A 23,655-nucleotide genomic window follows, 5' to 3' on the forward strand; every position below is an offset into this window, starting at 1 on the left:
CTCAGGCCCTCTTGATCAGATAGTTGACGAGCACGCCGGGCGTGCGCACGGCGTCCGGCGGAATCACGCCGACCGGGACGATCTCGCGCGGTTCGCAGATGACGGTGTCGGCCGCCATCGCCATGATCGGGTTGAAGTTCGTCGCCGTCAGCTGATACGTGAGGTTGCCCACGTAGTCAGCCTGGTCGGAGTGGATGAGCGCGAAGTCGGCTCTCAGTGGCGGCTCGTAGAGCCACTCCTCGCCGTCGATCTCGATGACGCGCTTGCCCTCGGCCTCGATGGTGCCGAGAGCCGTCTTCGTCAGCACGCCGCCGAGTCCGTAGCCGGCCGCCCGAAGCTGCTCCGCCAGCGTGCCCTGCGGCGCCAGATCGATGACCATCTCGCCGTCGATCATCTGCTTCTGCGCTTCGGGGTTGAGGCCGATATGCGACACGATGAGCTTCGACACCGCGTGCGCGTGCACGAGGCGGCCGATACCGAAATCGGGACGCCCGGCGTCATTGCCGATCACGGTGAAATTCTTGCGGCCGGCCTCCACAAGCGCATCGACGATACGGTGCGGCGTGCCGACGCCCATGAAACCGCCGATCGCCAGAACGGCGCCGTCCGGGATCAACTCCGCAGCCGCCTGCGGCGTGATTGCCTCTTTCATGTCTACTCTCCAGCCGTTGAAACGGAAACAAGCGAAGCCATCTTCCGACCCGTCGCGCCATGAGCCACGTCAACGATAGAATGCTTGTAACAATGGCAACTATTTGCACGGTCGACGTTTTGCATGACAACCATGACGGGCATGTGTCGTCAAGCGGCCCCCGTACTACAATTGTTGCATCGCACGGAAACTGTCACAACGCCCATGCGCGATACCTTCCGCGGCCGGTCGTCTCGCGCAGTCCGAGTTCGGCGATCAGACCCTGTGCCGCGCGCGGGGAAACGGCGAGCGCCTGCGCCACCGTGCCCGCCGTCACCAGCGGCCGGCGCGTTGCCAGCGCGATCAGCGCCGGCAGCCGCGATGTCGTGCGCCGGTTGGCGCACTTGCGCTCCAGCAGGCTGATCGCCAGTGTCAGGCGGTCGTGCTCGCGCAGGCCCGCCGCCGCGCAGGCGCGCACGGCCTCGCACCACGCGGCGAGCCGCGTCGCGCGGTCGGGCGAGCGCCGCCGCTCCCACGGGGATAGGCGCAAGCCAGTGTTGAGGCACGGCAGGTGCGCCAGCGTCTTGCCGCGCTGCCGCAAGTAATCCGCCACGATCTGCCGGCCGAGCCACGCACCCCGGCGCACGGGTGGCGCCGTCTCCCACGCATCCCACAGCAGGCCGGCGGCGATGACCGGCGGCAGGCCGTCCATGACGGCGGCCATACGCCGCCATGCGGCCAGTTGCGCGGCCTCGTCCGGGTCCGCTGCCGGCAGCGGCTCCCGCCGCGTCCCGCCTTCCGCCCGCGCTTCTCCGGCGAGCGCTTGCGCCGAGCGGGCGAGCGCTTGCGCCGAGCGGGCGAGCGCGGCGTCGATCAGCGCCAGCGCGGAATCGAGCGCTGCGTTTTCGTCCGTGGCTTCCGGCGCGCGCGCGTCCGCGATTTCCGCCCCCGGCAGGCGGGTTTGCGGGCGCTCCCCCTCGCCGTGCAGGCGCGCGAAACCTTCCGGCGACAGGGCCCAGCCCGAAGGCTGCGCCGCGATGACGCGGCGCGCGCCGACGATGGCCCGCGCGCGGATCAACTGCGGCGTCGGGGCATGTATATCCATGCCGGCGTCATGCAGCACCAGATCTTCCAGCGCCACGAGTTCTCCCTCGATCCACAGCGACGCGCAGGCATCCGCGAAATGCGAACGGGCGATCCATCCCTCGCCGGCGGCGCCTGCGCGCAGGCGCTCGTCAAGGCGTGCCAGCGCGTCCTCGGCGGCGACCAGCGGGCCGGCGAGAGACGCCCACGGTAAATCCGCCGGCCCGCAGGCGGCGAAGCGGTCAGCGGAGGCGCCCGGCATGGTGGAAACCGTCAGGATACGCCGTCCACGTGGACGAGGCCGGCCGGATGGTGCGCCTGTTCCCGGGATGCAAGCTCATGAGGCGATATCGCTTTCCTGCTCCACCGCGCCCTGTGCTCCCGCCTGCACCAGCGCCAGCCATGCGTCCTCGTCGATGGTTTCGATGCCCAGCGCCCGTGCGCGCTCCAGCTTCGATCCCGCCTTCGGGCCGGCGACGACGAGATCGGTCTTCACCGAGACGGAACCCGCGACCTTCGCGCCAAAACGTTCCGCCATGGCCTTCGCCTCCTCGCGCGTCATGCGTTCCAGCGAGCCGGTGAACACCACCGTCTTGCCCGCCACGGGGCTGTCGCTGACTGTCGCCTCCATCGGCTGAGGCGTCACCCGTGCCAGCAGCGCGTCGAGCGTCTCGATGTTGTGCGGTTCGGCGAAGAACTGCACGATGGCGTCCGCCACCACCTCGCCGATGCCGTCGATGGAGGTCAGTTCCGCCCAGGCTTCGTTGTTCAGCGCCTCGGCCGATATCCCCCTGCCGGCGTCGAGGGCGGCCTGCCGGAACGCGGCGAAGCTGCCGTAATGGCGCGCGAGCAGCTTCGCCGTCGTCTCGCCGACATGGCGGATGCCGAGCGCGAAGATGAAGCGGTTAAGTGTCACCGTGCGGCGCGAGTCGATGGCGGCGAAGAGGTTGCGCACGCTCACCTCGCCGAAGCCCTCGTAGTTCTTCAGCTTGCTGACCGGGTTCTGTGAATCGCGCTCCTCCAGGGTGAAGATATCCTGCGGGCCGTGCACCAGCCCCTTCGCGAAAAACAGCTCGATCTGCTTCTCACCCAGCCCGTCGATGTCGAAGGCGTTGCGCGAGACGAAGTGCTTCAGCCGCTCCACCGCCTGCGCCTCGCAGGTGAGGCCGCCGGTGCAGCGGCGCGCCACGTCCTGCCGGCCTGTGCGCGGATTCGTTTCGCGTACCGCGTGGGCGCCGCATACGGGGCAGACTTCCGGAAACACGAAGGGCTGCGCGTCCGCCGGGCGGCGTTCGGGGACGACACCGATGATCTGCGGGATCACATCGCCCGCGCGCTGGACGATGACGGTATCGCCGATGCGCACGTCCTTGCGCGCGATCTCGTCTTCGTTGTGGAGGGTCGCGTTCGACACGACGACGCCGCCCACCGTCACGGGTTTGAGCTTGGCGACGGGCGTCAGCACGCCGGTGCGTCCCACCTGGATGTCGATGGCGAGCAGTGTCGTGGCCGCTCGCTCGGCCGGGAATTTGTGCGCCAGCGCCCAGCGCGGGCTGCGTGAGACGAAGCCGAGGCGTTCCTGCAGCGCGAGGCTATCGATCTTGTAGACGACGCCGTCGATGTCGTAACCGAGATCGGCGCGCTGTGCCTCGATGATGCGGTAGTGGGCGAGCAGCTCGTCGGCCGACTGGCAGCGCGTCATCAGCGGATTGACCGGCAGGCCCCAGCGCTGGAAAGCGGCGATGACGCCATATTGCGTATCCGCCGGCAGGGCCGTGCGTTCGCCCCACGCATAAGCGAAGAACGCGAGCGGCCGCGCCGCGGTGATCTGCGGATCGAGCTGGCGCAGGGAACCGGCCGCCGCATTGCGCGGATTGGCGAACACCGGCTTGCCGGCCTCCAGCTGGCGGGCGTTGAGGGCGGCGAAATCGGTGTGGCGCATATAGACCTCGCCGCGCACCTCGATAACCTCCGGCACGTCGCCGCCCGCCAGTTGGTGGGGAATGCCCGCCACCGTCAGCGCGTTGGCGGTCACGTCCTCGCCCTCCTCGCCGTCGCCGCGCGTCGCGGCGGTCACCAGCCTGCCGCCCTCGTAGCGCAGGCTGCAGGAAAGGCCGTCTATCTTGGGTTCGGCGGTGAAGACGAGCGGCGTGTCCGCCGGCCAGTCGAGAAAACGGCGCACGCGGGCGACGAACTCGCGCACATCGTCGTCCGAAAAGCCGTTCGACAACGAGAGCATCGGCACCCTGTGGCGCACCTTGGCGAATTTTTCGGACGGCCGCGCGCCGACCTTGACCGACAGGCTCTCGGCGTCGCGCAGCGTCGGAAAGCGCGCTTCGAGCGCATCGTAGCGGCGGCGAAGGGCGTCGTAGTCCGCATCCGAAATGACCGGCGCATCCTCGCTGAAATAGCGCACGTCATGGGCTGCGATTTCCGCGCCCAGCGCCGCATGCTCCCGCTTTGCCTCGCGCGGTGTCAGGACGGCCACGTCGACCGGACGCAGATCGGACGCCATGCTCAGGCTCCCTTCAGCAGGCGGACGGCGGCGGCGCGCGCCTCGCTTGTGATGGTCGCGCCGGCGAGCATGCGCGCGATCTCCTCCTGCCGCTCGTCGTGCGCCAGCGGCGCGACGCGGGTCGCGACGCGCTCCTCGCCGTTCGCGCTCCTGTCGCCGACGGCCTGCTTGGCGATCAGCAGATGCGTGAGGGCGCGCGCGGCGACCTGCGGCGCATGCGTCACGGCGATGACCTGCACGCCGCGCGACAGGCGGGCGAGCCGGTGGCCGATGGCATCCGCCACCGCGCCGCCGACGCCGGTGTCGATCTCGTCGAACACGAGCGTGGGCGCGGAACCCCGATCCGCCAGCACCACCTTGAGCGCCAGCATGAAGCGCGACAGCTCGCCGCCGGAGGCCACTTTCATCATCGCGCCGGGTTTCGTGCCGGGGTTGGTCTGCACCCAGAATTCCACGCGGTCGAAGCCCTCGGCGGTGCGCGCGTTCTCGTCTGTGTCGACGCGGGTGATGAAGCGCGCCCGCTCCAGCTTCAACGGCGGCAGTTCGCCATTGACGGCGGCATCGAGCTTTTCGCCCGCCGCCCGCCGCGCCGCGCTCAGGGAGCCTGCCGCCGCGAGATAGGCCGCCTCCGCCTGCGCCAGTTCCGCCGCAAGGCTCGCGAGCCGCTCCTCCCCCGCGTCGAGCGCCGCAAGGTCGGCCTCGAATTTTTCGCGCAGGGCCGCGAGATCGTCGGCGAGCACGTTGAACTTGCGCGCCGCCGCCCGGATGGCGAACAGGCGCTCTTCCGTCTGCTCCAGCTCACGCGGATCGTACTCGGCGTCGCGCAGTGCCTGTTCGAGCACGTTGCCGGCGATTTCGAGTGCGTTGATGGCTTCGTCTAGCGCCTTCACCGAGGGTTCGATCAGCGCGGGCGCCTGATCCGCCCGCCGCTCCAGCCGCCGGACGGTCGACGCCAGCACCGGCAAGGGCGAGGTGTTGCCGGCGACACTCTCGTATGCCTCCCGCAGCTCGCGCGCCACCTTTTCCGACTGCATCATCACCTGGCGGCGCGCCGCCAGCTGTTCCTCCTCGCCCGGTTCCGGCGCGAGCTGCGCGAGTTCCTCCGCCGCGTGGCGCAGAAAATCCGCCTCGTTGCGTGCGGCCTCCACCCGCGCCGCGTGGTCGGCGAGCGCCCGCTTCAGGCGCTGATAGGCGCCGTAGGCGCCGGCCACCTCGTCCGCCTGCGCCTCCAGGCCCCCCAGCGCGTCGAGAATGGCGCGGTGCGAGGCCGGATCGGTCAGGGCCCGGTCGTCGTGCTGGCCGTGGATTTCAACGAGATGCACGCCGATGCCGCGCAGCGTCTGCACGCTGACAGGCCGGTCGTTGACGAAGGCGCGCGTGCGCCCGTCGGCATATTGGACGCGGCGCAGGATGATCTGCCCGTCGCCGGGGTCGCAGAACTCGTCCGCGGCGCGGCGCGCGGGGTGCTCCGGCGCCACCTCGAAGGAGGCGGTGACCTGCCCCTGCGCCTGCCCGTGGCGAACCAGCGCGCCATCCCCACGCCCGCCGAGCGCCAGCGCGAAGGCATCGAGCAGGATCGACTTGCCCGCCCCCGTCTCGCCGGTGAGCACGGTCAGCCCCTCCTCGAACGCGAGGTCGAGGCGGTCGATCAGGACGATATCGCGAATCGAAAGATGAACCAGCATCGCTCACGCTATCCGGAAAGGATGGGAACAGAGTAGCAACAAATTCTGCCTACAACCAGCCCTTCCACCGGAAAAAAAAGTAGGGCGTGACCGCGGCCATGATCATGACGAAGATAGCGACCGGATAGCCGAACTGCCAGCCGAGTTCCGGCATGTCCTGAAAGTTCATGCCGTAGATGGAAGCGATCAGCGTGGGCGGCATGAACACAACGGACATGACCGAGAAGAGCTTGATGATGTTGTTCTGTTCGAGGTTGACGAGGCCGAGCGTCGCATCGAGCAGGAACTGGATCTTGCCGGACTGGAAGGTGGCGTGCTCCTCCAGGGACTGGATATCGCGCAGGATGGTGCGCAGCTCCTTGCGCAGTTCGCCGCTGCCCCCGCCGCTGCGGTAACTCGCGGACAGGAACAGCAGGGCGCGCTCCAGCGACACCAGGCTCTCGCGGCTCATGGCGATGAAGGTGCCGGCGTGGCCGAGCGCGCGCAGCGTCCGCTGGTGGCCCTTGCCGGCGGCCTTGCTTTTCTCCTCGAACACGGAGCGCGACAGCACGTTGATTTCCTCCGCCGTTGCCTGCAACACCTCGGCGGAACGGTCGATGATGGCGTCGATCAGCCCCTGGAAGATGGCATCCGCCGTGCCGGTCGTGCCGCCCGGCTTCGACGCGCGGAAGGCGAACATCGCAAAGGCGCGCGGCTCGTCGTAGCGCACGGTGACGAGCGTGTTGCCTTTCAGCACGAACGTGACGCCGGCCATGTCCGGTTCGTCGTCGGCGGAAATGAGCAGCTTCACGGTGATGTAGCGCGCGCCGTTGTCGTGGTACAGCAGCTCGGAGAGTTCGATGTCGTCCATGTCCTCGCGGGTGGGCATCTCGACGCCGAGCGTCTTTTCCACAAGCTCCTCCTCGGCCCGCGTCGGCTCGACGAGGTCGATCCATACGGCATCGGGAGGGATGGGCTCGCCGAAACCGAGCATCTGCCGTTGCAGCCTGACGTTCTGCGGTTGCGCCTCACCGGGAGCGATGCGATAGACGATCAGCATGCGGTATCATCCCCTGATCTGGACATGCGTATGGAACGCGATCCCGGAAAGCGATGCCCGCCCGCCGGGAAATATCGTGCATCAACAAAGAGACAGAGCGGGAAGCAGCAAGAAGTCATCCCGATCCAGCGCGAGAATCCGCCAGCCGCGTCCGCTTGGGGCACACGCTTGGCAACCTCGCGCTGATGCTTTATGCGTAGCGCCTGCCGGCGTCAACGTGAGGGAGCGGACGGGCTGGCATGCGGCCGCGACTTCCGCTATCGCGTTGCCTGTCCGATACTTTTTCACGTGCCCGCCGTTGGGCGCGACGTTTGTGCCCATTTAGGCGCCTGCCCTGCTCCAATGACGGCCCGATCCGACGATTCGTCCACCCTGCTGCTGCCGGCGACCCCGGAAGGTATTGCCCGCGCGGCGGCGTTGCTGCGGGCTGGGCGGCTCGTCGCCTTCCCGACCGAGACCGTCTACGGTCTCGGCGCGGATGCGACTTCCGGCGAGGCCGTCGCCGCCATCTATGCGGCGAAGGAACGGCCGCGCTTCAACCCGCTGATCGCGCATTATCCCGATGTCGCGAGCGCGATGCGCGACGGGCGTTTCAGCGACGCCGCGCGCCGGCTGGCGCAGGCCTTCTGGCCCGGGCCGCTGACGTTGGTGGTGCCGAAGTCCGGCGATTGCCGGATCAGCGATCTCGCTTCCGCCGGGCTCGACAGCGTGGCGCTGCGCGTTCCCTCCCACCCCGTTGCCCGTGCGCTGCTCGCGGCGGCGGGCGTGCCTGTCGCCGCCCCTTCCGCCAACCGGTCGGGGCGCGTCAGCCCCACGTCCGCGGCCCATGTGCTGGGCGATCTCGACGGGCGCATCGCCGCCGTTATTGATGGTGGGGAAACGCAGGTGGGCGTGGAATCGACCATCGTCGCGTGCCTCGGAGAGCGGCCGGTGCTGTTGCGCCCGGGCGGCGTGCCGCGAGAGGCCGTTTCCGACGTGCTCGGGTTCGCCGTGGATGAGCCGGCTGTAGGCATTTCCGCAAACGAGGGTGCGCCCGTGGCACCGGGGCAGCTCAGCTCGCACTACGCCCCCCGCGCCGCCGTGCGCATGCATGCAAGCGACGTTATGCCGGGCGAGGCTGCCCTGCTGTTCGGCCCGCCCCTGCCGGGCACGGAGCAGGCCGCCGCCTTCCTCAACCTCAGCGAGCGCGGCGATCTGGCGGAAGCCGCCGCGCGGCTATTCGCGTATCTGCGTGCGCTCGACCGGCCAGGCATCGACAGCATCGCGGTGGCGCCCGTTCCCGATACCGGGCTCGGCGAGGCGATCAACGACCGGCTGAGGCGCGCGGCCGCGCCCAGAACGGCGTGATACTTCCCGCCTGACACTTCACGCATAACGCGCGCCAACGAAAAAGCCGGTCCGAAGACCGGCCTCCGCAAACAATCGGGCAATTGGCCCGTCAGTTCTTCAGCTTGGCCGCGAGCTTGGCGACATGGGCGCCCTGGAACTTCGCGCCGTCGAGGTCCACCTGCGTGGGCTGGCGGCTGCCGTCGCTCGCCGCAATCGTGGATGCGCCATAGGGCGAGCCGCCGACGATGCCGTCAAGCGTCGTCTGGCCGGCGAAGGAATACGGCAGGCCGGCGATCACGAAACCGTGGTGCAGCAGCGTGGGCAGGAAGGTGAGCAGCGTGGACTCCTGGCCGCCGTGCTGGGTGGCGGAGGATGTGAACACCGCGCCGACCTTGCCGATGAGGGCGCCCCTGGCCCACAGCCCGCCGGTCTGGTCGATGAAGGCGCGAAGCTGCGAGGCGACCACACCGAAGCGCGTGGGCGCGCCGAAGATGATGGCGTCATAGTCGGCCAGTTCCTCGACGGTGGCGACGGGCGCCTTCTGGTCGAGCTTGAAATGGGCGTTGCGGGCGATTTCTTCCGGCACAGTCTCCGGCACGCGCTTCACCACGACTTCCGCGCCTTCGGACGCGGCGCCTTCGGCGACGGCATAGGCGAGCGTTTCGATGTGGCCGTAGGTCGAATAATAAAGGACAAGGACTTTGGCAGCCATGGGTATCGTTCTCCCATTCGATGTTGGATGGGCAGACAATACCGTTTCGGGGTGACAGCGCGAGCGCTATCTGCGCAGAATGCCGCTTGCATCAATGCAAGCAAGGACGATTCCTGCACAGGAGACCGTTGTGGAGCAACCGCGCCAACCTTCCCGCGATTTCGTCGGCCGGATGTCGTGGGACGATTTCAGGCTGGTCCGCGCCATCTGTGAATCCGGCTCGCTGACGGGCGCGGCGGAGGCGCTCGGCGTCAATCATTCCACGGTTTTCCGGCGGCTCGCCAATCTGGAGGCGCTGATCGGCGTGAAGCTGTTCGAGCGCCACCGCTCCGGCTATACGCCCACGCCGCCGGGCGAGGAGATTCTCGCTATCTCGGAACGTTGGGCGGATGATGTCGCGGCGCTGAGCAGGATGCTGATGGGCTGTTCGCATTCGCCCGCCGGCGAGTTGCGCATCACCACCAACGACACCCTGCTGATCCATCTGCTGACACCGCTGTTCGCCGGTTTCCGCAGGGAATATCCGAATATCCAGCTCGAAATCCTGCTGGCGAACCAGCCGCTCAATCTCTCGAAGCGCGATGCGGACATCGCCATCCGTGCCACCGACAATCCGCCGGAAACGCTGGTGGGGCGGCGGCTCAGCACCATGGCGTGGGCCGTGTACGGCCGGCGCGCGGACTTTGGAGACCGCCAGCCCGGCGAGGCGGAACTGGCACAGGCCGACTGGGTTTCGATGAACGATCATTTCGGCGCCATGAAAGCGGTGCGCTATGCGCATGCGATGTCCGCCTCCGGCAAGCCCGTCTACCGCGTCAACAGCGTTCTCGGCCTGGCGGAGGCGGTGGAGGCCGGCATCGGCATAGGCCCGCTGCCCTGTTTCATCGCCGATGCGAAGCCCGCCCTGCGGCGGCTGACCCCGCCAAATCCGGATTTCTCGACAAGCCTGTGGCTCCTCACCCATCCGGACCTGCGCCGGTCGGTGCGGGTACGGGCGTTCCTCGACTACGCGGCATCCGATGTCACACGCCTGCGGCCGTTTCTGGAGGGCGAGGAACGGCAGGTTTCTGCTGCCTAAAGCGTTTTCAAGCAAAGTGGATACCGGTTTGCGTGAAGAAAGCGCGTAATATCAAAAACTTATAGCATTTCGGCGTTTCAATGAAATGTCGAAATGCTATAGAGTGTCTTCCGATCAGATGGAATGCAAGTTGCGGTCAATATAAAATTTGGAGCGCATGGTCTGCTTCCATCAGCACGTCTGGCGCTCTGGTCACGCAGCGTTCAGGTCTGGCCGGGGCGCAGCTTGTAGAAGATGTGGCGGCCGATGACGTCCATCTTCTTGAGCTTGCTTGCCCAGAAGGGGCGCACGTAGTCCGCGTGGTAATGGGTCGCGCCGCCTACCTCGGCGTTGTACATCTGGCCTGCCACGACCCGGTCGGCCACACGCACGGCCACGCTCCAGGAGCGCCTGTCGGTGATGCGCAGCGAGCGCCCCTCGCAGGCGAATGAGAACTGGCAGCCTTTGTAACGATGGCGGTTCTGGTAGACGACGCCGCAGACGCTTTTCGGATAAAGGCCGCTTTTCACGCGGTTCAGCACCACCTGCGCCACGGCTGCCTGCCCGGCTTCCGTTTCCCCGCGGGCCTCGAAGTACACGGCCTCTGCCAGGCATTGCGCCTCGCGCTGCGTGTTATCCGCATCGATGAGGTCGGCATAGCGCGGCGGCGTGTCGCTCAGCGGGGTTTCCTCAAGCGGCGCCTTGGTGATGATCGTCGTGCGCGGCGGCGGCGCGGCGGGCCGTTTCGTCAGCAGCCCGACCGCCATCTCGGGCGGCAGCGCCAGCGGCACGGCGGCGATTTCGACCGGCACCGCATCCGCGGGCGCCGGCGTGACGGAAGCGAGCGCCTGCGCGGCCGGTGAAGGTGGCGTCGCGCCATCTCCCAGAAAAATGGTCGTGCCGCCCGCCCGCACATAGGCGGGCGTGGTCCGCGGGGCAACGGCGAGCTGGGTCGCGATGGCCTCTTCCTCCGTCAGCGGCTGGATGCCCCACATGTCCTCGACGGCGGGAATCTCGGTGGAACCTTCCATGAGCAGCGTCGGCGGCAGCAGGCGGATGTCACGCCCGAGCACGGCCTGTGCCTCGGTGGCGCGCGTGCGCGCCGTCTCGTGTCCCTGACGACTGATGGACGGACTGACGCCCCCGAGCGGATCGCCCTTCCGGCTGCGAATGATCTCCGGCCACGCGCCGGGATAGCGTTTCAGGTCGCCGCGCGGCGCGGCCGTCTGCACTTCGGCATCGCTTTCCTGCACCAGCGGCACCGGCTGGAGAGCGCGGGCCAGATCGGGCGCGGGCAGGCCGATCATGGTGGCGGTGGCGCGCGTGTGGCCCGGCACGATGTCCGCCGTCGTGAGCGCCAGTCCCCGGCTGACCCCGGCGAAGCTGATGCCCGAGTTCGCCTCCTGCCCGGCCGTGGCGGTGAAGGAGATCAGCATGCCGCCCGCCAGCGCCCAGGGAGCAGCGGTGGCGAAAGCCCAGATCAGTCCGGATTTGCGTCGACGCATTGGCTCGTCACTCAACTCGAAAAGCGATTGTTATGGTTATCGCTTGTCAAGGTTGAGGCTTGGTTAAAGGTGGCCGCCGGAAGAGCAACAGGCGCCCCCGCCGTTTGCCGGGCGGAGGCGCCTGTCGTCCGAGTACCAGTCCGGGGCGGATCAGGCGGCGGTCACGCCTGGCTTTCCGCCCTCACCTTCAGCGCGGCCTGCGCGGCGGCGAGACGCGCGATCGGCACGCGGTAGGGCGAGCACGACACGTAATCGATGCCGGTTTCCTCGCAGAAGGCGATGGAAGCCGGATCGCCGCCATGTTCGCCGCAGATGCCGAGCTTGATGTTCGGCCGGGTCGCCCTGCCCTTCGCCACTGCATGCGCCACCAGCGCGCCCACGCCCTCGCGGTCGATGGTCACGAACGGGTCCGACGGCAGGATGCCCTTGGCGGTATAGTCGCCGAGGAAGATCGCCGCGTCGTCACGGCTGATGCCGAGCGTCGTCTGCGTCAGGTCGTTGGTGCCGAAGGAGAAGAACTCCGCCGTCTGCGCGATGTCGTCGGCCTTCAGGGCGGCGCGCGGCAGCTCGATCATGGTGCCGACCTGATAGTCGAGCGTCACGCCCGTTTCTTCCGCCACCGCCTTCGCGATCGTATCGATGCGCACCTTGGTGAGGTCGAGTTCGGCCTTCGTCATGACGAGCGGCACCATGACTTCCGGCTTCACCGTCTCGCCCGTCGCCTTCGAGACCTGGGAGGCGGCCTCGAAGATAGCGCGCGCCTGCATCTCGGCGATTTCCGGATAAAGGATCGCGAGGCGCACGCCGCGGAAGCCGAGCATCGGGTTGAACTCGTGCAACGCCTGCGCGCGGCCCTTCAGCTTGTCCGCGGGCACGCCGAGCGATTCCGCGACTTCGGCAATCTCCGCGTCGGTGTGCGGCAGGAACTCGTGCAGTGGTGGGTCGAGCAGGCGGATGGTCACCGGCAGCCCCTGCATGATGGTGAACAACTCGACGAAGTCCTGCCGCTGGTAGGGCAGCAGCTTCGCCAGCGCCGCCCGCCGGCCGGCCTCGTCGTCGGCGAGGATCATCTCGCGCACGGCGATGATGCGCCGGGCGTCGAAGAACATATGCTCGGTGCGGCAGAGGCCGATGCCCTCGGCGCCGAAGTTGCGCGCGGTGCGCACGTCGTGCGGCGTCTCGGCGTTGGCGCGCACCTTCATGCGGCGCACGGAATCGGCCCACCCCATCAGCGTGGCGAACTCGCCGGACAGCTCGGGTTCGAGCATCTTGACCTCGCCGGCGATGATCTGGCCAGTGCCGCCGTCGATGGTGAGAATGTCGCCGGCCCGCAGCGTGACGCCGCCGGAGGACAGCGTGCCCGCCGCATAGTCGACGCGCACGGAGCCCGCGCCGGACACGCAGGGCTTGCCCATGCCGCGCGCCACGACCGCCGCATGGGAGGTCATGCCGCCGCGCGTCGTGAGGATGCCTTCGGAGGCATGCATGCCGTGGATGTCTTCCGGCGACGTCTCGACGCGCACCAGGATGACCTTGCGACCGGCCTTCTTCGCCTCCTCAGCCGCCTCGGACGTGAACACGATCGCGCCCGACGCCGCGCCCGGCGAGGCCGGCAGGCCGGTAGCCAGCACCTTGCGGTCGGCCTTGGGATCGATGGTGGGATGCAGGAGCTGGTCGAGCGCGGCGGGCTCGACGCGCGCGACCGCCTCTTCCTGCGTGATCAGGCCTTCGCCGGCGAGATCGACGGCGATCTTCAGCGCGGCCTTGGCCGTGCGCTTGCCATTGCGGGTCTGCAACATCCACAGCTTGCCGGACTCGATGGTGAATTCGAGGTCCTGCATATCGCGGTAATGGCTTTCGAGCAGCTTGTAGATGCGAACCAGCTCGGCATAGGCATCCGGCAGCGCGGTTTCCAGTGAGGGCCGCGTGGAGGCGGAGGCGATGCGCGCCTGCTCGGTGATGTCCTGCGGCGTGCGGATGCCGGCGACGACATCCTCGCCCTGTGCGTTGATGAGGAACTCGCCGTAGAGTTCCTTCTCGCCCGTGGAGGGATTGCGCGTGAACGCGACGCCGGTCGCGGACGTCTCGCCGCGGTTGCCGAACACCATCGCCTGCACGTTGACGGCGGTGCCCCAGCTCGCGGGAATGTCGTGCAACTCGCGGTACTTGATGGCGCGCGCGTTCATCCACGAGCCGAACACGGCGCCGATGGCGCCCCAGAGCTGCTCCTTCGGGTCCTGCGGGAAAGGCTTGCCGGTCTCGCGCTCGACGATCTGCTTGTACTGGCCGACGAGCTGCTGCCAGTCGGCGGCGTCAAGCTCCGTGTCGAGTTCGACGCCCTTGCGCTCCTTGTAGACTTCGAGCACTTCCTCGAAATGGTGGTGGCCGACATTCAGCACGACGTTGCCGTACATATTGATGAAGCGGCGGTAGCTGTCCCATGCGAAGCGCTCATCCCCGGCAGCCGTCGCCACGGCGACGACCGTCTCGTCGTTGAGGCCGAGGTTGAGGACTGTGTCCATCATGCCGGGCATTGAGGCGCGGGCGCCCGAGCGCACGGACACGAGCTGCGGATTTGCGGGATCGCCGAACACCTTGCCGGTCTGGCGCGAGATCCGGGCCAGCGCGCTCTCGACGGCCTGCTCAAGGTCCGGCGGATAGCTTTGGCCGTTCTCATAATAGTAGGTGCATACATCCGTCGTGATGGTAAAACCGGGGGGAACAGGCAGACCCAGATTTGCCATCTCGGCAAGGTTAGCGCCCTTGCCGCCAAGCAGGTTGCGCATATTGGAAGCGCCTTCAGCCTGACCGTCACCGAATGTGTAGACCCATTTCGTCATTTGGCGTTCGCCTTTTAGAGCATGATCCCGGATCGCTCCCGCCGACGCGGCGCATCCCCGGAAGGTGATATGCTTCAACATAAAGAACAGAGCATGACGAACGCCGCTGCCGGCGCCGCGAGGCTCCATCCCGCTTCGAACTGAACAGCCGTGCCGGCCAGGATCGTCGTCCTGTCCGGATCATCCGGCCGCTCCCCTGGCCTGACGGGCCGCCCGCGCCCAACGAACCGCCGTCCGCCAGTGGCGGCCGGTTCATCGGGGGCGTTTCAGCCCGCCAGAAAGCGCTCCCGCATCCGCGAAACCGGAAACGGGCTCGCGAGGCTTGGCGCATTCAAACGAAAAATGCAATGCGACATCGGACAGAATATGACCAAATGACGATACAAAGCTTGTTCCGCACGAAATTATATTGTCCGAAACGTGTCGAACAAGCCCCCGCAAAATCGCGCGCTGACTCATCCGCCGATCACACCGAAGTCCGCCACCGTGTGCGTCGCGGCGCGCAGCGCGTCTAGCAGCTTGAGGCGATTCGTGCGCAGCTCGCTGTCCTCCGCGTTGACTGTCACCGCATCGAAGAAGGCGTCGACGGCGGGGCGCAGCTCGGCGAGCGAACGCATGGCCGCCTCGAAGTCCTCGCGTTCGACCGCAGCGTGCGCTTCCTCCCGCGCCAGGCGCAGCGCCTCGACCAGTGTCCGCTCTTCCTCCTTCCCCCTGTCGAGGATCAGCGCGACGTCCGCGCCGCCCTCATAGGTGCGGCCGTCCTTCTTTTCCTCGATGCGCAGGATGTTCGCCGCGCGCCGGTATCCCGCGAGCAGGTTGGCGCCGTCCTCGGTGTCCAGAAAACGCCCCAGCGCCTCGACGCGGCGCACGATGAGCACGAGGTCGTCCTGTCCCGCCAGCGCGAACACCGCCGCGATCAGGTCATGCCGCGCGCCCTTGTCGCGCAGGTAGACGGTGAGCCTGTCGGCGAAGAACGACAGCAGATCAGCGATGAGCGCCGCCTTGTCCGCCTTCACCGGCAGCGCATCGAAGGCGGCGTCGAGCAGCCGCGACAGCGGCAGGCGAAGATTGTTGTCCAGCACGAGCCGAATCACGCCCAGCGCCGCGCGCCGCAGCGCGAACGGGTCCTTCGAGCCGGTGGGCTTCTCGTCGATGGCCCAGAAGCCCGCGAGCGTATCGAGCTTGTCGGCGAGCGCCAGCGCCACCGATACCGGTCCCGAGGGCGTCGTGTCGGACGGGCCCTGCGGCTTGTAGTGCTCCTCGACGGCGGCCGCCACCGCCTCGTCCTCGCCCTGCGCGGCCGCATAGTAGCGGCCCATCAATCCCTGCAGCTCCGGGAACTCGCCGACCATTTCGGTGACGAGATCCGCCTTGGCGAGCCCGGCTGCCCGCTCCACCTTGCCGGCGTCCGCGCCGACGAGCGGGGCGATGAGGCCGGCGAGCTTCGCGATGCGCCCGATGCGCGCGGCCTGCGTGCCGAGCTTCTCATGAAAGACGATGTTGAGCGCCTTCAGCCGCTCCAGCCGCTGGTCTAGCGGCTTCAGCGCGCTGCCGACGAATTCCGGCAGAGGCTTCTGGTCGGTGTCCCAGAAGAAGCGGGCGTCGGAAAGGCGCGCCCGCACGACGCGCTCGTTGCCCGCCACGATGGCGGCGCCGCCGTCCGACGCCTCGATGTTCGCCACCAGAATGAAGCGGTTTGCGAGCTTTCCCGTCGAAGCCTCTTTGAGAACGAAGCATTTCTGGTTGGCGCGGATCGTGGCGCGGATCACCTCAGGAGGCACCGCGAGATAAGCCTCGTCGAAACGTCCGATCAGCACCACAGGCCATTCCACGAGGCCGGCGACTTCTTCGAGCAGCCCTTCGTCGGGGATGATGTCATATCCCTGCGCGAAGGCGAGCGTGTTGGCGTCTGCCAGGATGCGGCGCTTGCGCTCGTCGAGATCGAGCACGACATGCGCTTTTTCCAGCGCGGCGATGTAGTCGTCGAACCGCCGCACGAGGATCGGCCCCCGCGACAGGAACCGGTGGCCGCGCGTCACGTCGGAGGCGCGCAGGCCGTCGATATCGAAGGGCACTACGTCGGGAATCTCAGTCTCCGGCCCGAAGGTGCACAGGATGGACTGAAGCGGGCGCACCCAGCGCAGGCTGCCGGGCTCGCGCGAGGCCTCGCCCCAGCGCATGGACTTCGGCCACGGGAACGCGCGCACCACGGCCGGGATGATCTCAGCCAGCACCGCCGCCGTCTCCCGCCCCTCGCGGCGGATGCGGGCGACGTAGAATTCGCCCTTCTTCGGGTCGGCGACGATGTCCGCCTCGTCGATGGAGTTGAGGCCGGCGCTCTTCAGAAAGCCCTGCACAGCCGCCTCCGGCGCGCCGACGCGCGGTCCCTTGCGCTCTTCGTTCTGGTCCGGTTGGCGCACGGGCAAGCCGATGACCTGCAGCGCGAGGCGGCGCGGCGTGACGTGCGCCTGCGCGCCCTCATAGACGAGGCCCTGCTCCACGAGGGCGTCGGTGACGAGCTTTTTCAGGTCATCGGCCGCTTTGCGTTGCATGCGGGCGGGGATTTCCTCGGAGTGAAGTTCAAGAAGCAGGTCTGGCATCGGTCGTGGCTTTTCTCGTGTCGGGTCGGAATGCGGAGGTCGTGGGCGGGCGTCATGCGGCGCCGCCGCCCTCCGTCAGCAGCCACGCCGCGCCGCACGCCTTGGCGAGTTCGCGCACGCGCAGGATGTAGCTCTGGCGCTCCGTCACCGAAATGACGCCGCGTGCATCGAGCAGGTTGAAGGCATGGCCGGCCTTCAGGCACTGGTCGTAGGCGGGCAGCACCATGAGATGGCGCCCGTCCGCCGAGGCGCCCTTTTCCAGCAGCGCCCGGCACTCCTCCTCCGCCTCGCGGAAGCGGCGGAAAAGCGCCTCCGTGTTCGCGTATTCGAAGTTGTAGCGCGAGAACTCCTGCTCGGCCTGCAGGAAGACCTGACGGTACATCACCTTCTCGTCGCCTTCGCGGCCGTTGAAGTTGAGGTCCATGATGCTCTCGACGTTCTGCAGGTAGCACGCGAGGCGTTCCAGCCCGTAGGTCAGTTCGCCCGACACCGGCATGCATTCGATGCCGGCGACCTGCTGGAAGTAGGTGAACTGGCTCACTTCCATCCCGTCGCACCAGCATTCCCAACCGAGCCCCCACGCGCCGAGAGTCGGGTTCTCCCAGTCGTCCTCGACGAAGCGCACGTCGTGCACGCGCATATCGATGCCGATGGCTTCGAGAGAACGCAGGTAGAGTTCCTGCAGGTCCGGCGGATTGGGCTTCAGGATGACCTGGAACTGATAGTAATGCTGAAGCCGGTTGGGGTTTTCGCCATAGCGCCCGTCCTTGGGCCGGCGCGAGGGCTGCACGTAGGCCGCCTTCCACGGCCTCGGCCCCAGCGAGCGCAGCATGGTGCCCGGATGCGAGGTACCCGCGCCCACCTCCATGTCGTAAGGCTGAAGAATCACGCAACCCTCCGCCGCCCAGAAGCGCTGCAGCGTGAGAATCAGCCCCTGAAAGGAACGTGTGGGATGCAGGGGGTCTTTTATATCGGGCGTGGTCATCGCGATCTTTGCCGAACTGGCCCCGGCACTTGCGAGGCGATCTGGAGATGCGACAAACTAGTCCGCGATCGTATCAAGTCAAGGTGCGGAACGAGCTTTCCGCCTCAGCGGATATTTTTCCGGTGATGAAGCCGGTGACGCCGGCCCGTGCGCTCCGGATATCCGTACATGCGATCGCCAGCGCGCGCATCGCGCGAACCTCGCTTCGGGCTTGCGCCCGCAGGCGTGACGCCCAATAATTCCGTGATAGGCGCGTTGCCCCCACTTGGCGGCGGGCGCGCGGGCTGATATGGCGTTGCCATGACTGCGCACAGCTTTGACAACATCCGTAATTTCTCGATCGTCGCCCACATCGATCATGGCAAGTCGACGCTCGCCGACCGTCTCATCCAGACGACCGGCGCTGTGTCCGAGCGCGAGATGGTCGAGCAGGTGCTCGACAGCATGGACATCGAGCGTGAGCGCGGCATCACCATCAAGGCGCAGACGGTTCGTCTCGAATACAATGCGAAGGACGGCAAGACCTATGTCCTCAACCTGATGGACACGCCCGGCCACGTCGACTTCGCCTACGAGGTGTCGCGTTCGCTCGCCGCCTGCGAGGGCTCGCTGCTGGTCGTGGACGCCTCGCAGGGCGTGGAGGCGCAGACGCTCGCCAACGTCTATCAGGCGCTCGACGCCAACCACGAGATCGTGCCCGTTCTCAACAAGATCGACCTGCCCGCCGCCGAGCCCGAGCGCGTCAAGGAGCAGATCGAGGAAGTGATCGGCATCGACGCCTCCGACGCCGTGGAGATTTCGGCCAAGACAGGCCTCAACATCGAGGGCGTTCTGGAGGCCATCGTCACCCGCCTGCCGCCGCCGAAGGGTGACGAGACGGCCCCGCTCAAGGCGCTGCTGGTGGATAGCTGGTACGATGCGTATCTGGGCGTCGTCGTGCTGGTGCGCATCGTCGACGGCGTCATGAAGAAACACCAGACCATCCGCATGATGGGCACCGGCGCTACCTATCAGGTGGAGCGCGTCGGCGTGTTCCGGCCCAAGATGACGCCGGTCGAGGTGCTCGGCCCCGGCGAGGTCGGCTATCTCACAGCCTCGATCAAGGAAGTGGCGGATACCGCCGTCGGCGACACCATCACCGAGGACAGGCGCCCCTGTGCCGAGCCCCTGCCCGGCTTCAAACCCGTGCAGCCGGTGGTGTTCTGCGGCCTGTTCCCCGTGGACGCGGCCGACTTCGAGGACCTGCGCGCGGCGATGGGCAAGCTGCGCCTCAACGACGCCAGCTTCTCCTTCGAGATGGAAACCTCCGCCGCGCTCGGCTTCGGCTTCCGCTGCGGCTTCCTCGGCCTGCTGCACCTCGAAATCATTCAGGAGCGGCTGGAGCGCGAGTTCAACCTCGACCTGATCTCCACCGCGCCCTCGGTCGTGTACCAGCTGAAGCTGCGCGACGGCACGAACATGGACCTGCACAATCCGGCCGACATGCCGGACGTGATGAAGATCGAGGAAATCGCGGAGCCGTGGATCCGGGCGACCATTCTCACGCCCGACGAGTATCTCGGCGCGATCATCAAGCTGTGTCAGGACAGGCGCGGCGAGCAGGTCGATCTCAACTACGTCGGCAAGCGCGCCATGGTGGTGTATGACCTGCCGCTCAACGAAGTGGTATTCGATTTCTACGACCGCCTGAAGTCCGTCTCCAAGGGCTATGCTTCCTTCGACTACCAGATCACCGAGTATCGCACCGGCGATCTCGTGAGGATGTCGATCCTCGTCAACGCGGAGCCGGTCGACGCGCTCTCCATGCTGGTGCACCGCACGCGGGCGGAGGCGCGCGGGCGAGCCATGTGCGAGAAGCTGAAGGAACTCATCCCGCCGCACATGTTCCAGATTCCTGTGCAGGCCGCGATCGGCGGCAAGGTCATCGCGCGCGAGACCATCCGCGCCCTGCGCAAGGACGTGACCGCCAAGTGCTATGGCGGCGACGTATCGCGCAAGCGCAAGCTGCTCGACAAGCAGAAGGAAGGCAAGAAGCGCATGCGCCAGTTCGGCAAGGTGGAGATTCCGCAGGAGGCCTTCATCGCCGCCCTGAAGATGGATGACTGAGCGCGCCTGTTTCCTCCGCCGCGCAAACCTCCTAATCTGACGGCGGGGGAGGAAGACGATGGCAGGGTGGCTCGTCGTTCTGGTGGCGCTCGTCTATCTGTGCGGCCTGTTCGCGGTCGCCCACATGGGCGACACCTTCGGCAAGCGCATGATGGGCGGCAGCGCGCGCGCAAGCATCTATGCGCTGACGCTCGCCGTCTACTGCACGTCGTGGACCTTCTTCGGTTCGGTCGGGCTTGCGGGCCGTTCGGGGCTGGACTTCCTCACCGTCTACATCGGCCCCGTGCTGCTGCTGGGGCTCGGGTTCCGCTTCATCACGCGCGTGGTGGAGCTCGCCAAGGCGCAGAACATCACCTCCGTCGCCGACTTCCTAGCCGCCCGCTACGGCAAGAACGACCGCGTCGCCGTGCTGGTGACGATGATCGCGGCAATCGGCGTCATCCCCTATATCGCCCTGCAGCTCAAGGCGGTGTCGTCCTCGCTGACAGTGTTCTTCGAGGCCGCGCCGGACATCACCTTCATCCCGCCGGCGGCGCTCGGCATCGATCTCGCCTTCGTGGTCGCGGCCGTGCTGGCGGCATTCGCGGTGGCGTTCGGCACCCGCCATGTCGACGCGACCGAGCACCAGGACGGGCTCGTGCTCGCCATCGCGCTGGAATCGCTCGTCAAGCTGGTTGCCTTTCTGGCCGTCGGCATCTTCGTGACCTATGTCATGTTCGACGGCGTCGGCGACATTCTCATGCGGGCGGCGGTCACGCATCCGGGCGGCGACATCCAGGAGAAGACGTCGGATGTCGTGACCTACCTGACGCTCACGCTGCTGTCGCTCGGCATGGCGATGCTGCTGCCGCGCCAGTTCCACATGATCATCGTCGAGAACCGCGATATCTCGGATGTGCGCCGCGCGGCGTGGATGTTTCCGCTCTACCTCATCGCCATCAACGTCTTCGTGCTGCCGCTGGCGCTCGCCGGGCAGGCGGCGTTCCCGGAGGGCGCCATCGATCCCGACATGACGGTGCTGGCGCTGCCGCTGTCGGCGGGAGCGCACACGATGGCGCTGATCGCCTTCATCGGCGGGCTGTCGGCGGCAACCGCCATGGTGATCGTCGATTCGGTGGCGCTCGCCATCATGATCTCGAACGATCTCGTCATCCCCTTCATCCTGCGGCGGCGCGCGCGCGCCAACACCCACAACACGGGCGACCTCAGCGGCTTCGTGCTGCTGGTGCGGCGCGGCTCCATCGTCACGGTGATCCTGCTCGCATATGTCTACTATCGGGTATCGGGCGAAGCGGCGCTGGCCTCCATCGGCTTTCTGTCGTTCGCGGCCATCGCGCAGCTCGGCCCCGCCTTTGTCGGCGGCTTCGTCTGGCGGCGCGGCACGGCGCTCGGCGCGAGCGCCGGGCTCGTCGCGGGTTTCCTGGCATGGGCCTATACGCTGCTGCTGCCGAGCCTCGCCGGCAGCGGGGGCGGCGACTGGGCGTCCTTCGTATCGCAGGGACCCTTCGCAATCGAGGCCCTGCGGCCGACGGCGCTGTTCGGCACCGATCTGCCGGAGCTGACGCATGGCGTGTTGTGGAGCCTGTCGGTCAATCTCGCGGCCTACGTCGTGTTCTCGCTGCTGCGGCCGGAAACGGCGCTGGAACGCCTGCAGGCGAACGTCTTTGTCGGTTCGGACGGCGCGCCGCTCGCCGTGGTGCAGACGTTCTGGCTGCGCCGTTCCCCGGTTTCCGTGGAGGACCTGAAGGGCGTCGTAGCCCGCTATCTCGGCAACGAGCGCACGGAGCGCGCCTTTGAGAGCTTCACGGCCCATCGCGGCGGGCCGACGTCCGGCGAGGCGGACATCCACCTCCTGCGTTACGCCGAGCATCTGCTCGCCTCCGCCATAGGCGCGTCAAGCTCGCGGCTGGTGCTGTCGCTGCTGCTGCGCGGGCGCAACCTCTCCACGCACGATGCGCTGCGCCTGCTCGACGACGCCTCCGCCGCCATCCAGTACAACCGCGACATTCTCCAGCACGGCCTCGACCACGCGCGGCAAGGCATCACGATCCTCGATCGAGACCTGCGGCTCATCGGCTGGAACCGCGCCTTCCGGGACCTGTACGACCTGCCGCCCCACCTCGTGCGCTTCGGTGTCGGCATCGATGAGATCGTCCGCTATAATGCCGAGCGCGGGTCCTACGGGCCGGGCGATACGGAGGATCTGGTCGCCGTGCGTCTCGCGAGCCTCATCAGCGAGGTGGAGCCGGCGCGCCTGCGTCTCTACCCGGCGAACCGCGTCATCGAGGTGCGCTCCAACCACCTGCCGGACGGCGGCGTGGTCACGACCTATACCGATATCACCGAAGCGGCCGCCGAGGAGGAGGCGCTGGAGCAGCGCGTGCGCGAACGGACCGAGGAACTGACGCAGCTCAACGTCGCCCTCACCCGCGCCAAGGCCGAGGCGGAGGAGGCGAACGCCTCCAAGACGCGCTTTCTGGCCGCCGCCAGCCACGATATCCTGCAGCCGCTGAACGCCGCCCGCCTTTACGCCACATCGCTGGTGGAGCGTGACCGCAAGGCGGACAATGCGGCGCTTGCCGAGAATGTCGAGGCGTCGCTCGATGCCGTCGAGGAAATCCTCACCGCGCTGCTCGACATCTCGCGCCTCGACAGCGGCGTCATGCAGCCGGAACTGTCGAGCCTGCGCATCGACAGTCTCCTGCGCCAGTTGCAGCGCGAATTCGGCATGGCCGCGCAGGAGAAGCACGTGGGGCTGCGGGTCGTCGCGCCGGCACTCACGGTGCGCTCCGACCGGCGGCTGTTGAGGCGCATGCTGCAGAATTTCGTCTCGAATGCAATCAAGTACACGCCCTCCGGCCGTGTGCTGATAGGCGCGCGCCGGCGCGGCAGCAGTCTGCGCATCGAGGTCTGGGACACCGGCCTCGGCATTCCGGCCAGCCAGCAGCACCTGGTGTTCCGTGAGTTCCAGCGGCTACAGCAGGGGGCGAAGATCGCGCGGGGGCTGGGGCTCGGCCTGTCCATCGTCGAGCGCATTAGCCGCGTGCTCGCCCATCCGGTGTCGCTGTGCTCGGAGCCGGGCAAGGGCACGGTATTCATGGTGACGGTGCCGCTGACGGAGCCCGTCGCGCCGGAAACGCCGGCGCCGCAACTACCGGTCGCGCCGGTGACCGGCCTGGAGGACCTCGCGGTGTTCGCCATCGACAACGAGCCCACCATCATTGACGGCATGCGCCAGCTGCTCACCGGCTGGGGCTGCACGATCGTGACGGCCGACGGCGTCGGTACGGCGCTCGACCGGCTGGCGCGCTGCACGCGGCCGCCGGATGTGCTGATCGCCGATTACCACCTCGATCAGGGCGACGGACTTGCCGCCATCGCGGCGCTGCGGGAGCGGCTGCGCCGACCGGTGTCCGCCATCCTGCTGACGGCGGACAGGTCCCCGACCGTGCGGCAGCGCGCCGAGGCGGCCGGCGTTCACGTGCTGCACAAGCCGCTGAAGCCGGCCGTGCTGCGCGCGCTGCTGACGCGCTGGCGGGCCGTGGACGCGGGGTCCGTGTAGGCCCGC

Annotated in this window: 14 protein-coding genes; 4 read left to right on the forward strand and 10 right to left on the reverse strand. The window is 67.5% G+C overall.

Annotated elements, in window-relative coordinates:
- Position 1 precedes the first annotated feature (1 nt).
- From FHS82_RS08305 to corA, 5 genes are all read right to left on the reverse strand, one after another.
- Positions 2-652 carry a CoA transferase subunit A gene (locus tag FHS82_RS08305; protein ID WP_166950805.1) on the reverse strand — a complete coding sequence of 217 codons (651 nt, stop codon included), beginning with the start codon at positions 650-652 and terminating at the stop codon, positions 2-4.
- A gap of 193 nt (positions 653-845) precedes the next feature.
- Entirely contained in the window at positions 846-1,976 is a 1,131-nt protein-coding gene (locus FHS82_RS08310) for an RHE_PE00001 family protein (protein WP_166950808.1), read from the reverse strand.
- Positions 1,977-2,051: 75 nt separating this feature from the next.
- Complete coding sequence (ligA, locus tag FHS82_RS08315; protein ID WP_166950812.1) at positions 2,052-4,229, reverse strand: NAD-dependent DNA ligase LigA; 2,178 nt, start codon at positions 4,227-4,229, stop codon at positions 2,052-2,054.
- A gap of 2 nt (positions 4,230-4,231) precedes the next feature.
- On the reverse strand, positions 4,232-5,914 hold the full coding sequence (gene recN, locus FHS82_RS08320; protein ID WP_166950825.1) for a DNA repair protein RecN: 1,683 nt from the start codon (positions 5,912-5,914) through the stop codon (positions 4,232-4,234).
- A gap of 49 nt (positions 5,915-5,963) precedes the next feature.
- Complete coding sequence (gene corA / locus FHS82_RS08325) at positions 5,964-6,953, reverse strand: magnesium/cobalt transporter CorA (RefSeq protein ID WP_166950829.1); 990 nt, start codon at positions 6,951-6,953, stop codon at positions 5,964-5,966.
- Between the two features lie 342 nt (positions 6,954-7,295).
- On the opposite strand from corA, the gene FHS82_RS08330 reads away from it, so the two are divergent.
- The gene (locus FHS82_RS08330; protein WP_166950835.1) at positions 7,296-8,300 is read left to right on the forward strand and encodes an L-threonylcarbamoyladenylate synthase; all 1,005 of its coding nucleotides are present in this window, start codon (positions 7,296-7,298) and stop codon (positions 8,298-8,300) included.
- Between the two features lie 91 nt (positions 8,301-8,391).
- On the opposite strand, the gene wrbA is transcribed toward FHS82_RS08330, so the two are convergent.
- A complete protein-coding gene (gene wrbA / locus FHS82_RS08335; protein ID WP_166950839.1) occupies positions 8,392-8,994 on the reverse strand; it encodes an NAD(P)H:quinone oxidoreductase in 603 nt (200 codons plus the stop codon).
- 130 nt (positions 8,995-9,124) lie between these two features.
- Here wrbA and FHS82_RS08340 point away from each other — a divergent pair, with 130 nt between their 5' ends.
- The gene (locus FHS82_RS08340; RefSeq protein WP_343042531.1) at positions 9,125-10,072 is read left to right on the forward strand and encodes a LysR family transcriptional regulator; all 948 of its coding nucleotides are present in this window, start codon (positions 9,125-9,127) and stop codon (positions 10,070-10,072) included.
- Positions 10,073-10,275: 203 nt separating this feature from the next.
- Here the strand turns inward: FHS82_RS08340 and FHS82_RS08345 are convergent, their stop codons facing one another.
- From FHS82_RS08345 to FHS82_RS08360, 4 genes are all read right to left on the reverse strand, one after another.
- Positions 10,276-11,556, reverse strand: a complete 1,281-nt coding sequence (locus FHS82_RS08345; RefSeq protein WP_208394151.1) for a cell wall hydrolase — start codon at positions 11,554-11,556, stop codon at positions 10,276-10,278.
- A gap of 161 nt (positions 11,557-11,717) precedes the next feature.
- The gene (ppdK, locus tag FHS82_RS08350; RefSeq protein WP_166950851.1) at positions 11,718-14,396 is read right to left on the reverse strand and encodes a pyruvate, phosphate dikinase; all 2,679 of its coding nucleotides are present in this window, start codon (positions 14,394-14,396) and stop codon (positions 11,718-11,720) included.
- Between the two features lie 455 nt (positions 14,397-14,851).
- Positions 14,852-16,996, reverse strand: a complete 2,145-nt coding sequence (gene glyS / locus FHS82_RS08355) for a glycine--tRNA ligase subunit beta (protein WP_166950854.1) — start codon at positions 16,994-16,996, stop codon at positions 14,852-14,854.
- Between the two features lie 52 nt (positions 16,997-17,048).
- Positions 17,049-17,981, reverse strand: a complete 933-nt coding sequence (locus FHS82_RS08360) for a glycine--tRNA ligase subunit alpha (RefSeq protein ID WP_166950857.1) — start codon at positions 17,979-17,981, stop codon at positions 17,049-17,051.
- A 300-nt stretch (positions 17,982-18,281) separates the two neighbouring features.
- Here FHS82_RS08360 and lepA point away from each other — a divergent pair, with 300 nt between their 5' ends.
- Both lepA and FHS82_RS08370 read left to right on the forward strand, forming a co-directional pair.
- Positions 18,282-20,087, forward strand: coding sequence for a translation elongation factor 4 (gene lepA, locus FHS82_RS08365; protein WP_166950860.1), 1,806 nt, complete (start codon positions 18,282-18,284; stop codon positions 20,085-20,087).
- 58 nt (positions 20,088-20,145) lie between these two features.
- Positions 20,146-23,649 carry a PAS domain-containing hybrid sensor histidine kinase/response regulator gene (locus FHS82_RS08370; protein ID WP_166950863.1) on the forward strand — a complete coding sequence of 1,168 codons (3,504 nt, stop codon included), beginning with the start codon at positions 20,146-20,148 and terminating at the stop codon, positions 23,647-23,649.
- Positions 23,650-23,655: the final 6 nt, after the last annotated feature.

Origin of the sequence: Pseudochelatococcus lubricantis (genome assembly GCF_011762225.1) — a bacterium.
GTDB classification, from domain to species: domain Bacteria; phylum Pseudomonadota; class Alphaproteobacteria; order Rhizobiales; family Beijerinckiaceae; genus Pseudochelatococcus; species Pseudochelatococcus lubricantis.

Excerpts from the sequence above, each read along its gene's own strand:
- FHS82_RS08310 (WP_166950808.1), bottom strand. The coding sequence starts at position 1,976 with ATGCCGGGCGCCTCCGCTGACCGCTTCGCCGCCTGCGGGCCGGCGGAT.
- FHS82_RS08305 (WP_166950805.1), bottom strand. The coding sequence starts at position 652 with ATGAAAGAGGCAATCACGCCGCAGGCGGCTGCGGAGTTGATCCCGGAC.
- FHS82_RS08330 (WP_166950835.1), top strand. The coding sequence starts at position 7,296 with ATGACGGCCCGATCCGACGATTCGTCCACCCTGCTGCTGCCGGCGACC.
- ppdK (WP_166950851.1), bottom strand. The coding sequence starts at position 14,396 with ATGACGAAATGGGTCTACACATTCGGTGACGGTCAGGCTGAAGGCGCT.
- FHS82_RS08345 (WP_208394151.1), bottom strand. The coding sequence starts at position 11,556 with ATGCGTCGACGCAAATCCGGACTGATCTGGGCTTTCGCCACCGCTGCT.
- glyS (WP_166950854.1), bottom strand. The coding sequence starts at position 16,996 with ATGCCAGACCTGCTTCTTGAACTTCACTCCGAGGAAATCCCCGCCCGC.
- ligA (WP_166950812.1), bottom strand. The coding sequence starts at position 4,229 with ATGGCGTCCGATCTGCGTCCGGTCGACGTGGCCGTCCTGACACCGCGC.
- wrbA (WP_166950839.1), bottom strand. The coding sequence starts at position 8,994 with ATGGCTGCCAAAGTCCTTGTCCTTTATTATTCGACCTACGGCCACATC.
- recN (WP_166950825.1), bottom strand. The coding sequence starts at position 5,914 with ATGCTGGTTCATCTTTCGATTCGCGATATCGTCCTGATCGACCGCCTC.
- corA (WP_166950829.1), bottom strand. The coding sequence starts at position 6,953 with ATGCTGATCGTCTATCGCATCGCTCCCGGTGAGGCGCAACCGCAGAAC.
- FHS82_RS08360 (WP_166950857.1), bottom strand. The coding sequence starts at position 17,981 with ATGACCACGCCCGATATAAAAGACCCCCTGCATCCCACACGTTCCTTT.
- lepA (WP_166950860.1), top strand. The coding sequence starts at position 18,282 with ATGACTGCGCACAGCTTTGACAACATCCGTAATTTCTCGATCGTCGCC.
- FHS82_RS08370 (WP_166950863.1), top strand. The coding sequence starts at position 20,146 with ATGGCAGGGTGGCTCGTCGTTCTGGTGGCGCTCGTCTATCTGTGCGGC.